General features: G+C 57.1%; 11 protein-coding genes. 3 read left to right on the top strand and 8 right to left on the bottom strand.

Annotation, left to right across the window (positions count from 1 at the left end; all coding sequences use genetic code 11):
- Entirely contained in the window at nucleotides 1–753 is a 753-nt protein-coding gene (gene dsbG / locus NYE92_RS16380; RefSeq protein WP_013024237.1) for a thiol:disulfide interchange protein DsbG, read from the top strand.
- A 6-nt stretch (nucleotides 754–759) separates the two neighbouring features.
- On the opposite strand, the gene NYE92_RS16375 is transcribed toward dsbG, so the two are convergent.
- The 7 genes from NYE92_RS16375 to NYE92_RS16345 form a co-directional block, all read right to left on the bottom strand.
- Complete coding sequence (locus tag NYE92_RS16375; protein ID WP_014606898.1) at nucleotides 760–1,776, bottom strand: substrate-binding domain-containing protein; 1,017 nt, start codon at nucleotides 1,774–1,776, stop codon at nucleotides 760–762.
- Nucleotides 1,777–1,805: 29 nt separating this feature from the next.
- Complete coding sequence (locus NYE92_RS16370; RefSeq protein ID WP_028715945.1) at nucleotides 1,806–3,215, bottom strand: sucrose-6-phosphate hydrolase; 1,410 nt, start codon at nucleotides 3,213–3,215, stop codon at nucleotides 1,806–1,808.
- Entirely contained in the window at nucleotides 3,215–4,585 is a 1,371-nt protein-coding gene (locus NYE92_RS16365; protein ID WP_029569383.1) for a sucrose-specific PTS transporter subunit IIBC, read from the bottom strand. Before NYE92_RS16365 ends, NYE92_RS16370 begins: the two co-directional genes overlap by 1 nt.
- Nucleotides 4,586–4,651: 66 nt before the next feature.
- A complete protein-coding gene (locus NYE92_RS16360) occupies nucleotides 4,652–6,169 on the bottom strand; it encodes a carbohydrate porin (protein ID WP_014606901.1) in 1,518 nt (505 codons plus the stop codon).
- 250 nt (nucleotides 6,170–6,419) lie between these two features.
- Nucleotides 6,420–7,664, bottom strand: a complete 1,245-nt coding sequence (locus NYE92_RS16355; protein ID WP_014606902.1) for an MFS transporter — start codon at nucleotides 7,662–7,664, stop codon at nucleotides 6,420–6,422.
- A 49-nt stretch (nucleotides 7,665–7,713) separates the two neighbouring features.
- The gene (locus tag NYE92_RS16350) at nucleotides 7,714–10,800 is read right to left on the bottom strand and encodes a beta-galactosidase (RefSeq protein WP_259019157.1); all 3,087 of its coding nucleotides are present in this window, start codon (nucleotides 10,798–10,800) and stop codon (nucleotides 7,714–7,716) included.
- A 504-nt stretch (nucleotides 10,801–11,304) separates the two neighbouring features.
- The gene (locus NYE92_RS16345; RefSeq protein WP_013024230.1) at nucleotides 11,305–12,222 is read right to left on the bottom strand and encodes an aminoimidazole riboside kinase; all 918 of its coding nucleotides are present in this window, start codon (nucleotides 12,220–12,222) and stop codon (nucleotides 11,305–11,307) included.
- 228 nt (nucleotides 12,223–12,450) lie between these two features.
- Here NYE92_RS16345 and yghU point away from each other — a divergent pair, with 228 nt between their 5' ends.
- Nucleotides 12,451–13,314 carry a glutathione-dependent disulfide-bond oxidoreductase gene (gene yghU, locus NYE92_RS16340; protein WP_013024229.1) on the top strand — a complete coding sequence of 288 codons (864 nt, stop codon included), beginning with the start codon at nucleotides 12,451–12,453 and terminating at the stop codon, nucleotides 13,312–13,314.
- A gap of 11 nt (nucleotides 13,315–13,325) precedes the next feature.
- On the top strand, nucleotides 13,326–13,616 hold the full coding sequence (locus NYE92_RS16335; RefSeq protein WP_019105640.1) for a DUF1330 domain-containing protein: 291 nt from the start codon (nucleotides 13,326–13,328) through the stop codon (nucleotides 13,614–13,616).
- 158 nt (nucleotides 13,617–13,774) lie between these two features.
- Here the strand turns inward: NYE92_RS16335 and NYE92_RS16330 are convergent, their stop codons facing one another.
- Nucleotides 13,775–15,211, bottom strand: a complete 1,437-nt coding sequence (locus NYE92_RS16330) for a methyl-accepting chemotaxis protein (protein ID WP_013024227.1) — start codon at nucleotides 15,209–15,211, stop codon at nucleotides 13,775–13,777.
- Nucleotides 15,212–15,352 lie beyond the last annotated feature (141 nt).

The raw sequence follows: 15,352 nt of genomic DNA, 5'->3' as shown, positions 1-15,352 counted from the left end.
ATGAAAACGTTCAGGATACTGCTTTCCGCACTGCTGTTGAGCAGCACGACCCAGGCGGCTACGCTGCCCGCCCCCGTCCAGCAAATTGAAAAGCAGGGCGTGGAAATCATCAAACCCTTTAAGGCACCCGGCGGGGTTCAGGGCTGGCTGGGTCAATATCAGGGAACCGGCGTCACCATTTACCTGACGCCAGATGGTCAGCATGCGATTTCGGGCTATATGTATGACGCGCAGGGCAATAACCTCAGCGAAAAAATCATCAATGATGAAATTTATTTGCCCGCCGGACGCGCCATGTGGAAGCAACTGCAGGCCATGCCGGGCATCAAGGAGGGAAGCGCTGAAGCCCGCTGTCAGGTCGTGGTCTTTGCCGATCCGTTCTGCCCCTACTGCCGGACCTTCTGGCAGCAGGTGCAGCCGCTGGTACAAAATAACTCGCTCAGCATCAAAACCCAGCTTGTCGGCATTCTTAAGCCCGAGAGCGGACGCTACGCGTCTGCCATTCTCGCGGCGGCCGATCCTGCTCAAGCCTGGCAGGATTTCGAACGCTCGCAGGGTAAAAATAAGCCGGCCTTCCCGGACAGCACGCCGCGCGCGCTGTTTGATCAGATTCAGCATAACCAGGCACAGATGCAGGCGTTAGGGGCCAACGGCACGCCCGCTATCTACTACCTGAATCATGAACAAAAGCTGCAACAGATTGTTGGCCTGCCTGATAAACAGCAGATGGCCGATCTGGCCGCCTGTCGGTAAGCGGCGTTAACGCGCCAGAGATGAACGGTAGCGCAGCCTGGCGGGCAAGATAATCTGTTTGTCCGCCGGTTCCTGCCCCTGGATCATTTGGCTAATCACGGAAAAGCACTCCTGCGCCAGGCGCGGTACGTTCTGTTCTACGGTATCGATATGCAGTGACAGCGAATCATACAGGTAGTGATCGTCGAAACTGGCTATGTGAATATCACTCTCCAGCAGATGGTGCTGGCTCATATAGCGCAGCACCCCTTCCAGCAAACCGCAGGCGGCGGTAAACAGCGCCTTAGGTGGCCTGCCAAGACGGGCACACAGGGCCGCAAACATTTCATAGCCGCTGCTGGGATGGTAGTTGCCCTGAATAATCCATTCCGGCCGGGGACTTACCCCCGCCCGCTCCAGCCCCTGCATAAAGCCGGCCAGACGATCTTTGGTCGGCGACAGTCGTGGCTGCCCGCCCAGGAAATAGACCTCATCGGGATGAGCACGCGCCAGGCGCTCTACCAGCTCGGCGGTCGGCGTAATCGAATCGGTGATCACCAGCGGCAAACTGCTGTTATTCACGTGGCGGTCAAACAGCACGACCGGCAGCTGTTCACTCAGCTTCAGATAGTCGCTGTCGCTCTGCTGACTTGAGGCGACGATCAGGCCATCAACCTGACGCGAGACCAGGTTGTTAACCACCAGCGTTTCCTGGCTGGCATTTTCATCGGTACAGGAGATCAGCAGCTGTAGCCCGGCTTCACGGCAAAGGTTCTCTAGCGCGTGAGAGAAAACGGCGAAACCGTAGTTGGTGATCTCCGGCACCACCAGCCCTAACGTATGGCTGCGGTTTTCGCGCAGCAGACGGGCATGGATACTGGGCAGATAGTGGTGCTGTTGCGCAAGAGACATCACGCGTTCGCGCGTCTCTTCTGCCACGCGCAGCTCTTTACCGCGCCCGTTGAGCACCAGGCTGGCCGTGGCTTTTGACACCCCGGCCAGCGCAGCGATATCACTGATGGTCACGCGCTTTGTTTTTTTCACGTCGGTGCTTCGTTTAAGGAAACAAGGGCTTATTCTACCATGCAGGATCGTAACGACCAGTAGCAGGCAGTGACTTCTGCGCTGCCGCTCAGGCGTAAACGGGCAGGATGCTGCGGGAAGTAGCGACTACTCATCACGCCTTCGCCGTCATTGATAAAAATCTCGACGCTGGAGTGATCGCACAGAATATGCAGTTTGCGCGCGCTGCCGCACCAGTGACGATAAAGCCATTCGCCGTTTTCCAGACTGCGGCGTGCCAGACAAAGCGTCTCCTGATGCCAGCTCAGCCGGAGCGTATCGGCAAAGTCCAGCGTGATATCGCCGCCGGACGTCAGCACCAGCTCAAGACGTCGGGCCGCCATCTCCGGTGCGCCATCCGCAGGCCCGCGATAGCGTTGCTCGTCCAGCCGCAGCGCCTGCAGCTCGGCCACCGGCTGCTGATAAAGCCGCCCGTCCCGCTCGGTCAGCTCACGTATACAGGTCATCTGATGAATCCAGCCAAACGCCACGGTGGGCTGGCGCATTTCTTCGCCGTCCGGCACGCCCATCCAGCCCACCAGCAGCCTGCGCCCGTCCTGGGTTAACGTGGTTTGCGGGGCATAAAACTCAAAGCCGGCATCCAGTTCATTAAAGGCACCGTGCGAGTAATGCGCGTTCTCATAGTCGAGCGTACCGCTGAGCCATGCGCAGGGATGGGTATTCAGATAGCGCTTCTCTTCCCGGGGAATGCCCTGCGGGCAGCAGATCAGAAACGTCGAGGCTCCCAGGGTGAACATGTCAGGGCATTCCCACATATAGCCCGCCGCGCCTAATCCGCCCAGGCCACTTCCCGCTATTTCGCCCAGGTTCTCCCAGTGGCGCAGATCGCTGGCGCGCAGTAACAGGACTTTGCCCTGTAACTGCGCGTCCTGCGCGCCCAGCACCATGTACCAGTACCCGCCATGCCGCCAGACTTTGGGGTCACGGACATGACCGGTGTAGCCTTCAGGCAGCGGGATAACCGGCCCCAGCTTGTCGAATCCGCCCTCACCGTTCTGCACGGCCAGGCACTGCCAGGCGGTACGTGAGCCGTCCTCAAATTTAACATTCCCCGTGTAACACAGGGTTAGCTCGCCATTGTTGTCCACCGCACTGCCGGAATAGCATCCGCTGCGGTCATACTCTTCATCGGGCAACAGCGCGACCGGCTCGTGTTCCCAGTGCAGTAAATCCGCTGAACGCCAGTGGCCCCAGCATTTGTGCTTGTGCTCGCAGGCCAGGGCATTCCACTGATAGAACAGATGGTACTGTCCGTTGAAGTGGATAAAGCCATTGGGATCGTTAAGCAGCCCGGTAACTGGCGCCAGGTGCCAGCCCGGATAGTGGCTGTCCTCCCGCGCCCTGGGCTGGCCTTTCATTACCGCCTTAAGCATGGCGGGGAGCAGGTTTTTCAGGGCCATTATTCAGAATCCGTTTTGTACTTGAGCATGAAAGCGATGACAAAGGCGACACTAAAGGCGATCACCATACCAATAATATAATTCAGCAGCGAACTGGCCTGAACAATGGCCATGCCGGGTAAGCCAGTCAGCCCCACTGCGGTCATATAGACCTTAACGGAAACCACCCAGGCACCGCCGATGGCACCACCGATCAGTCCGGCAATAAACGGCTTCATAAAGCGCAGGTTGATACCAAAGATGGCGGCTTCGGTAATGCCCAGCAGGGCCGAAAAGGCTGAAGGCAAGGTAATGGCTTTGATTTTAGGATCCTTGGTTTTAAACCACACCGCCAGACAGGCACCGCCCTGCGCCACGTTGGCCATCGCCCAAATCGGCAACAGGAAATTGACGCCGATTGAAGGATTACCCAGCAAGCCCGCTTCAATGGCGTGGAAACTGTGATGCACGCCAGTAATCACGATAACGGAGTACAACCCGCCAAACAGTAATCCGGCCAGCCAGCCAGCATGAGCAATCAACGTGCTGAGCACGAAGGAGATGCCGTCACCCAAGGCACGCCCCGCTGGACCAATAATCAGCAGCGCCACAAAGCCAGAAATAATCACGGTCAGGAACGGCGTCAGAATCAGGTCGAGCGCGTCAGGGATGATGCGCCGTAACTGTTTTTCCAGCAGGCTCATAAACCACACGGCCAGCAACACCGGAAACACCGTGCCCTGGTAGCCGATCATCGCGACTTCTATCCCAAAGAAGTTCATGGTGTGGAACCCGGACGCCACGCCCCAGGCATTGGTCAGCGCCGGATGGGTCAGGATGCCGCCCAGCGTCGCCCCCAAAAACGGGTTACCGCCAAACTCACGTGCTGCCGTAAAGCCGATCAGGATCGGCAGAATAATAAACGCCGCCGAACTGCACATATCCAGCATGATATACAGGGCATTTTCCGGGTTCACCCAGCCATAAGTTTTGACCATGCCCAGCAGGCCCATGAGCAGGCCGGACGCGACAATGGCCGGAATAATCGGCACGAAAATATTCGAGAGCAAACGGGCGATGCGCTGGAAAGGATTGAGCTTGCGGGCCGCGATATCGGCGGCTTCAGATTTACTCGATTCACTGATCCCGGCTTCGGCGACAAAGGCGGCGTAGACTTTGTTGACCACCCCGGTGCCAAAAATCACCTGCAGCTGTCCGGCATTACGGAAACAGCCTTTTACCCCGTCGATTTTTCCGATCGCGCTGGTATCCGCTTTGGCGTCATCGACCAGCACCAGCCTGAGCCGGGTCGCGCAGTGCGCCGCGCTGGCAATATTCTCTTTGCCCCCCAGCAACGGCAGTAATGCACGGGAGATTTGTACGAAATCCATAAAAAACCTCTGTTTTATCGTGTGATAGTGTCGGCCCGGCTGAAACAGCCCCGCAGGGCCGACTGATCAGAACCAGGTTTCCATTTGTACGCCGAAGTTCCACTCACCGCCCGCTTCAAAGCCGCTGCTGCCAAAGGCATCGCCGCGCGCGTAGTTATCCAGTCGGTGGTCCCAGTCCATCCAGGTGGCAAAAAGGCGAATTTCCGGACGTTTGAGGAATTCACCCACGTTGCTGGCCTTCAGCGTAGGCGCAACGGTCAGTTTGTAGAAATTACCGTTGACCGCACTGCGCTGATTAAAGCCCTCTGGTCGCAGATCCATATACTGATAGGTAGCTTCGTACTGCATTTCAAAGTTCTCGGTCAGCCCCTGAATCAGGCGCATGTTGGCGGTGGCCCACTGATAGCTGTCGCCCTTGACGTAACGATCCTTACTGCTTTGCGCCAGCACCGCCGGGGCGATATGCCAGCCGCCGCCCAGCGGGGTAATCCCGTAGCTGGCCAGCCGCCAGGTATCGGCATCCGGTAACAGTGCCCCGTCTGAACCGATAGCTTTTACCTCTGCACCTAAGCCGTGACCGTACAGCACGGCCGTTTTCGCTGAACCCTCGCGCAGGCCATAGAAGCTGTCGTTATGCAGCCCCACCAGCGCATGTAACCCGGTGTTCGCGGCATCGCCCTTCACCTTCAGGCCGTTCACATCCAGCCGGTCGTCGTTATCTTTCGCCCGCATGCCGCTCAGCATCAGCTGGAATGGGCCGTAGAAGTTGTTAGCCGTCAGAATATAGTTCTGTGCGGTGTTGTCGTTGTTCTCGATATCGCCAAAGGTTCGTCCGTAAAGCGACAGATTGCTGTGAGCCTGATCGCTCCACTTCATGTCGTAAATACCTGCTCCGGTACCGGCGAGAAACACCACATCGGAGTCGATCCAGTGGATATCGAAATTATCCCGGTCAAAGCGTTTACCCGCCCAGACGGTCGTGTCTTTGAACGCGCCGGTAAAGGTCGGGAGCTGGCCCAGCTCGACAAAAGCCTGACGCAGATTGAGGTCGCTGCTGGATGCCGTCCAGTCGTTATAGGTGCGCTGGCCGTCGGCCAGCATCGCCTTGAAGCGGGTCGTTGCGCCGTTTTCCAGCGTTTGTTTATGTTCCAGATTCAGCTCTACGTAGGTATCAGGTTCGTTACCTAAGCGGCCGACGTGCCCGCCGGTTTCCCCGGCAGGCGTCACGGTCGGGCCGCCCTGAGTTTTGGTCGCCGAGCTGTTCATCAGTAGCCCGGAACGGGCATAGCCGTGAAATTCGAAGCCGTCTTCACTGCTCGCTTTCTGCTCCAGCTTCGCCGTGCGCTGTTCAACCTGCGTCGCGGTGGCCTGGCTTTTCTGCTGTGCGCGGGCAAGCTGCTGCGCCTGTTTTTCTGCGGCTTCTGCGCGATTCTCTGCCGCATTCGCCCGCTGCTCTGCGGCCTGTAACCGCTGCTCCAGTGCCGCCAGCCGTGCTTCAATACTGCTCATGCTTGGTTCTGCTGCCAGAACCGGCCCCGCGCTCAGTAGCAGCCCAACGGTTACGGCAAGTGCCTTTTTATTCATCGTTTTACATCCCAGAAAAGGTAAGGGTAGTGATGCTGTCTTTTGCTAAACCGTTTTAGTTTTCGGATGATATTCATCGATGTATTTTCAGGCAAAGTAATTTGCTAAACCGATTTTATGAATGTGAGACAGTTCGCAAAACGAAGCGGCGACGAGGCGAAAAGGGGGAATGACGTGATGAAAAAAACGCGGTCGGCAAGCAGACAACCGGATGCGTCATGACGCCTGTCCGGTTGTCTTGAGGAAGGGATCAGGCAGCCTGACGACGTAACAGCGTCAGCGGTCCCGGCCCGCTCAGAGTGAAAACGGAGATCAACGTAAAGGCCATCGCAATAGAGCCTAGCACCAGATAGGCGCCATGGAAGCCAATACTTTCATACATGTTACCCGCCAGAACCGACATGAATATCATCGCTAACTGTTTGAAGAAGCAGAAGCACACCAGATAAATGGTGGCGGAGAAGCGCACTTCAAACTGGCTGGTGATGTATTTAAAGCAGCCGACAATCAGGAAAGGGATTTCAAACATGTGCAGCGTTTTAAGAATCACCACTTCCACTGCCGTGGTGGCAAAGGAGGAACCGATAATACGCACGGACATGATCATGCCTGCCAGCAGCAGGGCGTTCTTGCCGCCAATGCGGTTAACGATCAGCGGAGCAAAAAACATGATGGACGCGTTCAGTAATTCACCCAGGGTGGTCACATAGCCAAATACCCGCGTACCCTGTTCGCCTGTGGCAAAGAATGAGGTAAAGAAGTTAGCAAACTGCTGGTCGAACACGTCATAGGTACAGGACACGCCGACGACATACAGGGATAAAAACCACAGTTTTGGCTGCCTGAACAACTCCAGCGCCAGCTTCAGGCTGAACGCCGAGTGATTCGCTCCCACCGCCTGCGCAACCGTCGCGGATGACGATGTGCTGGTACGGGAGAAGAACAGCAGCAGCGCCAGAATCACGGCACAGCCCGACCCCAGCCAGAACACAAACTGGTTATTGATGGTGAACATGATCCCGACGATGGAGGCGCACAAGGCCCATCCTACACAGCCAAACATGCGCGCCCGGCCAAATTCAAAATTGCTGCGGCGGCTGACTTTCTCAATGTACGCTTCAATCGCGGGTGCCCCGGCGTTGTAGATAAAACCCAGGTAAATACCGCCAACAATCGAGCCCGCCAGAATATTCACCTGTAATAGCGGCCCAAAAACGTAAATAAAGAAAGGTGCGAACATCACCAGCATACCGGTGATAACCCACAGCAGGTGTTTGCGCAGGCCGAGCTTATCGGACAACAGGCCAAACAGCGGCTGAAACAGCAGAGAAAACAACGAAATACTGGCAAAAATAATGCCGGTATCCCCTTTGCTGATATGGTTAATATCATGCAACCAGATGGGGAAGAACGGGAAATAGGCACCCATGATGAAAAAGTAAAAGAAGAAGAAAAAACCAAACAGCCAAAAATTCGTGTTTTTTAAATAGTACATATTGGACGTCCTTACGCGAGAGTCAGGCAGGCGCAAGCCTGCCCGCTCATTATTTTTGTTGCCCCCAGATAAACTGGTAGCTGTAACGTCCTGCACTGAGCAGGAATTCCGGTGATACCGACGGGCTCCAGGAATCGTCACCGCCGACGCCCATGTGGAAGCCATCAATATTGAGCCACGTGCCCGCCTCAGGCCGTAACAGGTGGCGATGGCAGGTTTCCATCAGCTGTGTCTGGCTGTAGCGACTGATGTTGAACTGGAAATCGCCACGCCACTGGTGCACACCATAGTTGAGTTCACGCGTGCCGCAGCGCAGGCCGTTTTCAGTGGGGAAAACATACGGGGTGTACATTTCACTCAGCGGTAAATCCCAGCGGTCGAAGCAGGCAGAGGTCAGGCGATCCGGGTAATTTTCATGCGGCCCCAGGCCTAACCAGTTCACTCGCTCGACGATCTGGGTGAGCTGACAGCTCATACCAATGCGTGCCGGATAAGGCGTGCCGCTCGCGATCTCCACGTTGACCGTCACCGCCATCTCGCCAAATCCATCAATACGGTACGCTTTACGGCTGATAAACAGCGTTTTGCCCTGGAACTGCCAGGCATGGACGGTGTTGATCACGACGGCGTCGGAGAGCGCTTCGGCGGTGCACTGCAGGGTGGTGACCTCAGACTGATAGTGCCCCGCCGCTTTCCAGCGCTCGACCCAGGCATTAGGGTCGATGCGCGTGACTTCGCTGACGCCGATATCGTTATCCAGCGGCGCACGGGTAAACTGATCGCGCAGCGGCGACAGGAGCTGCGGCTGATCGTCGATCCAGTACTGCGTGAGCACGCCCTGCTGACGGCTGAATGCCCAGCGTTGGTTGTTCACCGCCACGCTGAAGGTGTCTTCGCCGCGGCTGAGCTGTGGCGCACTCGCCGCCTGAGGCGGCAGGGCCACATTCAGGATCGCCTCCAGTGGCCACTGCTGCCAGGCGCTGATATGACCGGCTTCTGACCAGGCCGTCGGCTGAGGCTGTTCCACCCGCACCGTCAGCCAGAGCTGGCCTGCAGATTGAGGCAGCGGCACCTCCGGGAGTGCGATCTGCTGGCGGCCCTGTGGCGCGATATCCAGCGTGACTTCACCGGCGGCCAGCAGGTTGCCATCCTGAGCCACCGACCAGTGCAGGATTTCATTATCACTGTGGCGGAACAGGTATTCGCTGGTCACTTCCAGCGTGCGCTCGCTGCCCGGTAGCAGCCTGAACTGGAAGAACTGCTGCGCATGGCGGGCTTCGTAGAGCGAGGGATGGGGCGTCCGGTCGGCAAAGACCAGCCCGTTCATGCAGAACTGGCGATCATTAGGCGTATCACCAAAGTCGCCACCGTAGGCAGCCCAGGGTTCGCCGTTATCGTCATATTTTATGAGCGACTGATCGACCCAGTCCCAGACAAAACCGCCCTGCAGGCGAGGATACTGACGAAATGCCTGCCAGTATTTTGCGTAGCCACCAAGGCTGTTTCCCATGGCATGAGCATATTCACAGAGAATAAGCGGACGCTGCTCGCCTGGCATAGACAGCCATTTTTTAATGGACCATTTCGGCACGGCCGGGAAAGGTTGATCCTCATCGACCCGCGCATACATCGGACAGATAATATCGGTCGCTGCGGTATTGGCCCCGCCACCTTCGTACTGGACCGGGCGGGAAGGATCTTCACTTTTCAGCCAGCGGTAGAGCGCATCATGGTTAGCACCGTGGCCCGATTCGTTACCCAGTGACCAGATAATAATGCAGGGGTGATTACGATCGCGCTGCATCATGCGCGTGACGCGCTGGCTCATGGCGGGAAGCCAGACGGGATCGTCGCTCAGGCGATTCATCGGCACCATGCCATGCGTTTCGATGTTGGCTTCATCGACGACGTACAAGCCGTAGTGGTCACACAGGCTATACCACAGGGGATCGTTAGGGTAATGGGAGCAGCGCACCGCGTTGAAGTTATTCTGCTTCATCAGCAAAATATCCTGCACCATAGTGTCACGATCCATCACCTGACCGCGTTCAGGATGATGCTCGTGGCGGTTGGTGCCGCGGATGAGCAGTGGCTGACCGTTGAGCAGCAGCAGGCCATTTTCGATGCTGACGTGACGGAATCCCACGTCGCAGGCCTCCGCCTCAATCAGCGTACCGTCCGTCCGGTGTAACTGCACAACCGCCCGGTAGAGATGCGGCGTTTCCGCACTCCACAGCGCAGGGTTAGCAACGTTGATGCACAGCGTTGTCCGATCGCTCCACGCGCCGCGCTCGTCAATAATCGCGCTGCCCAAGGGCGACGTCGCTTCTCCGGTTAGCGTGTCACCCGCGAAGAGCTGCACGCTGACCCGTAAATCTTCATCCAGTGCTCCGGCAACCCGCACCTCAGCTTCCAGCCGCGCACGACTGAAATCGTCATTGAAATGCGTACGAATGCGCAGATCGCGAAGATGGCTGGCAGGCTTATGCAGCAGGGAAACATCGCGGAAAATACCACTCATGCGCCACATATCCTGATCTTCCAGATAGCTGCCATCGCTCCAGCGCAACACCATCACCGCCAGGCGATTTTCACCTTCGCGCAGAAATTCGCTCAGATCAAATTCAGACGGCAAGCGGCTGTCCTGCCCATAGCCCACCCAGCGTCCGTTGCACCAGAGATAGAAGGCCGAATTCACGCCGTCAAAAATAATTCGGGTTTGTCCATGTTGCAGCCAGTCTGCATCCACATTAAATGTGAGCGAATAACATCCCGTAGGGTTTTCAGCCGGAACGCGCGGGGGATCAACCGGAATGGGATAGGTAACATTGGTGTAAATCGGAACATCATAGCCCTGCATTTGCCAGACTGACGGCACGGTAATCGTCGCTGCCGCCTGCAAATCCTGGGTGCGCCAGCTATCCGGCACCGCCTCGGGCGCAGGGAAAAAGGCAAACGTCCATTCGCCGCTCAGGCTTTTTCGCTGCGCCGATGGCGCGTTGTTATGGGCCGCCTCAGCGCTGCGCCAGCTGTAAAACGGCGGATGGGCTTCCAGCCGGTTATGTTCGCTGACGCCGGGGTTTTCCCAGTCGCGCCGGGCGAGTACGGCCGCTAATGAATCTCTGTCCAGGGTCATGGCAGTCTCCTGCGTAAAATTGTTATCCGCTCACATTAAGATGACATTACGAGGCCGGAATGGGGATGTAAAGCAACGAAGGGCGAATGAGTGAACTGCCTCACAGCAAAGCGGGATCGGCAGTGAGATTTATGAGCGGGGTCGCTGTCTTGCCGGCCCCGGTCAGGATGCGCGAACGGGGAGCGCTGACAACGGGCAGATGGCCGCGGGAACAGATCAATGCGCGAAAAGGCTCGGCATGATGGGGCAACAGTAAAGCTTGCGTTGCGGTGACAGACAAAGCCCGACCACGCTTTATGCCGGCAGGCGGTTCATCCTGAGCGGCCGGGTCATCAGCGTGGACAGGGGCTGATCGCTCTGCCCGATCTGAGGTAACGGGCGCTGTCCCCTTTAGTGATGACAGGCCCGCTGGATGAGCGGCCGACCCCGTTCGGCGCTGCACCCGCTGACTGACCGGACACAGGCGAGGGTTGCCGGTCAGTGCGTCGTGGCGTTATCGGGATATTATCCTTCAATTTGGTGACGATAAGGCAACGCGGTCATCGCCCCTTTTGCCGTCGTCGCCAGCGCCCCACACTGCTGTGCGCTGCTGAGTCGTGCCGCCAGCTCGGCCTCATTAGCGGGCATCCCCTTTTCCGCCAGCCCCCATAGCAGCCCGGCGACAAACGCATCCCCTGCGCCGGTGGTGTCCACGCTCACCACAGGCAGCGTGGGATAGTGATAATGTTTACCCTGATGCCAGACTTTCACTCCGGCCTTGCCCTGGGTGACCATCAGCAGGCTAATCGCAAAGCGTTCCGCCAGCGCCTGCATGCTGTCAGCGTGTTGCGCCCCCGGAGTCAGAAAAGCCAGCTCTTCCTCAGACAGCTTGACCACATCGGCCAGCTGTAACGCCCGGTTCACACAGTCCCGCAGTTGGGCATCGTCGTGCCACAGATCGTGACGAATATTGGGATCAAAGCTCACAAAGCCACCGGCATCGCTGATCTGCTGCATGGCAGAAAAGGTGGTGGAGCGCGAAGGTTCTGCCGCCAGGGCAATTGAGCAGCAGTGAAGCCATTCACCTTGCTCAAACCTGGGGAGATCGCCTTGTTCCAGAAACAGATCTGCACTGGGGCGCACCATAAAGGTAAAAGTCCGCTCACCTTCCTGATCCAGCGCCACCACCACCGTTGAGGTGCGCTGGGCGCTGTCCAGCGTCATATAGCGGGTATCAACCTGTTCAGTCGCCAGCGTGTGCTGCATAAAGTGACCAAAAGGATCGTCCCCAACCCGGCCAATAAACCCGCTGCGGCCCTGTAAGCGGGCAATGCCCACCGCCACATTGGCGGGCGCCCCGCCTGCACACTGTATTAAATGCCCCGGCCCGTCCGGAAGCAGGTCCACCACGGCATCACCCAGACACCAGACTCGTGCTGACATACCTCTCTCCTACGCAGATAAAGCTAAATTTTACTAAACCGTTTTAGCTTAGCATTGCTCAGGCGTCATAAATGTGATTTGTGTGGGGAAAATCTCTTCGCACTGGCGGTAAAGCTGTCTTGAGCGCTGTAGTAAAGCGATACAAAGTCACCGCCACCAGGGTTAAACCAGCGCGCTGGCAACTGCTACACTCGTGAAAACTCCAAACACAAAAAGGCGAACCTCATCATGTCTGAACAACACTATCAGCCCGCTAAAGTCTGGAAGTGGGACCCGGAAGCGAAAGGTAATGGTGCCAAAACTAACCGCCCTACCGCTGGCCCAACCCATGAAAAAGCCCTGCCGGTTGGTAAGCATCCGCTGCAGCTTTACTCTCTGGGCACGCCTAACGGCCAGAAAGTCACTATTCTGCTGGAAGAGTTGCTGGCGCTGAACGTGAACGATGCAGAGTACGATGCCTGGTTAATCAATATTGGTGAAGGCGATCAGTTCAGCAGCGGTTTTGTTGAGATCAACCCCAACTCCAAAATCCCGGCACTGTGCGATCATTCAGCCACACCACCGATTCGCGTATTTGAATCCGGTAACATCCTGCTCTATCTGGCGGAAAAATACGGTTATTTCCTGCCGAAAGATCCGGCCAAACGCACCGAAACGCTGAACTGGCTGTTCTGGCTGCAAGGCTCTGCCCCTTACCTTGGCGGCGGCTTTGGTCACTTCTATCATTACGCGCCAGAAAAGATTGAATACGCCATCAACCGCTTCTCACTGGAAGCCAAACGTCAGTTTGACGTGCTGGACCGTCAGCTTGCCGACAACCGTTATCTGGCGGGTGACGATTACACCATCGCCGATATCGCCACCTGGCCGTGGTACGGCAGCATGGTGCTGTATAACCAGTACAATGCGGCAGAATTCCTCGATCTTCAGTCCTACAAAAATGTGGTGCGCTGGGCCGAAGAGATCGCCCTGCGTCCGGCCGTTATGCGCGGCCGCAAGGTGAACCGTGTGATGGGCGAACCCGCCGATCAGCTGCGCGAGCGCCATGACGCATCGGACTTTGATACGCAAACCCAAGACAAGCAAGCCTGAGGAGAAAAACGTTGAGCGCTTACGTCGTATTTATTCGTGACAACACCCTGGATCAGGATGAAATGGTGACTTACGCCGATAAAGCCGGCAAAGCCCATGGCAACCATCCCATCAAGCCATTAGCCTTTTACGGCGATCTGGAAACCCTGGAAGGCCCAGAGGCGGAAGGTGTGGTGATTATTGAATTTCCGAGCACCGACGCCGCCCATGCCTGGTATGACAGCCCGGAATATCAGGAGGCGAAACAGCACCGCCTGAAGGGCTCGACTTATCGCGTACTGTTGGTAAAAGGCGTCGATTAATCGCTTTGCGGGCATGCCCGCCATTGCCCCGCAGTCCATCTGGCCTGCGGGGCACTCGCGCCCATCGACGCCGCTGATACGGTATCCTCGCGACCCGGGCAATAACGCCCGTGTTTTCTCCGCCAGAACCGCCTCATAACGGATTCTGCCTGCCTCGCCTAGCTAAAACGAAACAGTGAGATAGCCTGTTGTAGCGTGCTGGCCTGCTGACGCTGGTGCTGCGCCACCTGTAGCGTTTCGGTCACGTGTTTGACGTTATGATTCACGCTGTCATCAATACTGTTAATGCTGTGCTGAATCTGTTCGATGCTCTGATTTTGCTGCACGCTCATCTCCGACAGCTCGTTCACCAGCTGTGACAGGCTGTCGATACTGACGTGAATCGCCTGCATGGTCTGGGCGGCCTGATCAACCTGCGCGGTGCCCTGCTCGGCGCTGGAACTGGACACATCCATGAGCTGGCGAATCTCACGGGCGGCATTTTCACACCGCAATGCCAGGCTGCGCACTTCGTTGGCCACCACGGCAAAACCCCGGCCTTCCTGACCCGCGCGGGCGGCTTCTACTGAGGCATTCAGGGACAAAATCGTCGTCTGGAACGCAATGCCGTCAATCAGTTCAAGAATGGTTTTAACCCGGCCAGACTCCACGTTAATCTGCGCCATGGAGGCCATCGCCCGCTGAATATTCTGTTGACCTTTATTCGCTACCTGGCGGGTTTCATGAGCCAGATCGCAGGCCGTTTGCGCCTTATCCTTCGCCTGACTGGCGGCAACGCTGATTTGTGACATCGCGGTGGTCGCCACCTCCAGCGCCTGAGCCTGTTCATCGGTGCGCTGCGACAGGGCGGCGTTACGCGACAGCATGCTGTCGGCCTCCTGCAGCAGTTCAGCGACGCCGTGGCTGACCTGGTTCAACGTACCGCGCATCGTGCTCAGCGTCTGGCTAAAGGTTTTGGCGAATGGCGTTTCACTCTGTTGATTTTCCACCGACAGCGTCAGGCAACCCGGTTCACGGTTGATGCGGGCAGCCAGTTGCGCGACCTCACTTGAAGCGCGGAGATCGGCGGCCATCTGCCGGGCGATAAGCACCAGCATCGCGGTCTGTACCACCACAAACAGCGCGTGGAAAAGCACCATATCCAGACCGGGATGGTGAAAGACCACGATGCCAAACAGATCGTGTTCCTGCAGATAGTTAAACAGGAGATGATGAACGGCGCCTGTCGCGGCGGCCACCAGCAAGGGTCGGCTGTCGCGATAGACCAGCAATACCGACAGCAAGACAAACACCGAAAAGTGGAACTCGGTTTCGCCCTGGCCCAGTTGAATCAGCAAACCCGCGAAGCCGATGAGCGTGAAGGCCAACCATAAGCGCGAAAATAGCGTGCCGTTTGCCAGCCATCCCACCAGCGTGGCGACCAGTGCCAGCCCGGTGCCGACCGTTATCGCCAGCCAGGTTGACTGGTACAGGCTTCCGACGATGGCTGAAATCACCACCATGATCCAACACAGCATGACAATCAGCCTGTCTGCCTGTTTTGCAATACGTTGAGGGGAAACGCCATCCCCGGAGCGGGTTAAATCTGTATTCATCGCCAGGCATCCACCAGAGGTTAAACCGCGCCTCAGACCAGAGGCGTGCTCACAGTCGATCTACGCAACGGGCGCAGACACATAAGATCGGTATCGACGCTGCCGGAAAATACTTTAATAGTGATAATGATTTACAGAAAA

The organism is Pantoea sp. B566 (genome assembly GCF_024793925.1).
GTDB lineage: Bacteria > Pseudomonadota > Gammaproteobacteria > Enterobacterales > Enterobacteriaceae > Pantoea > Pantoea ananatis.
Note: the sequence above shows the minus strand (reverse complement) of the source record. Positions and strands in the feature narration are given on the sequence as shown.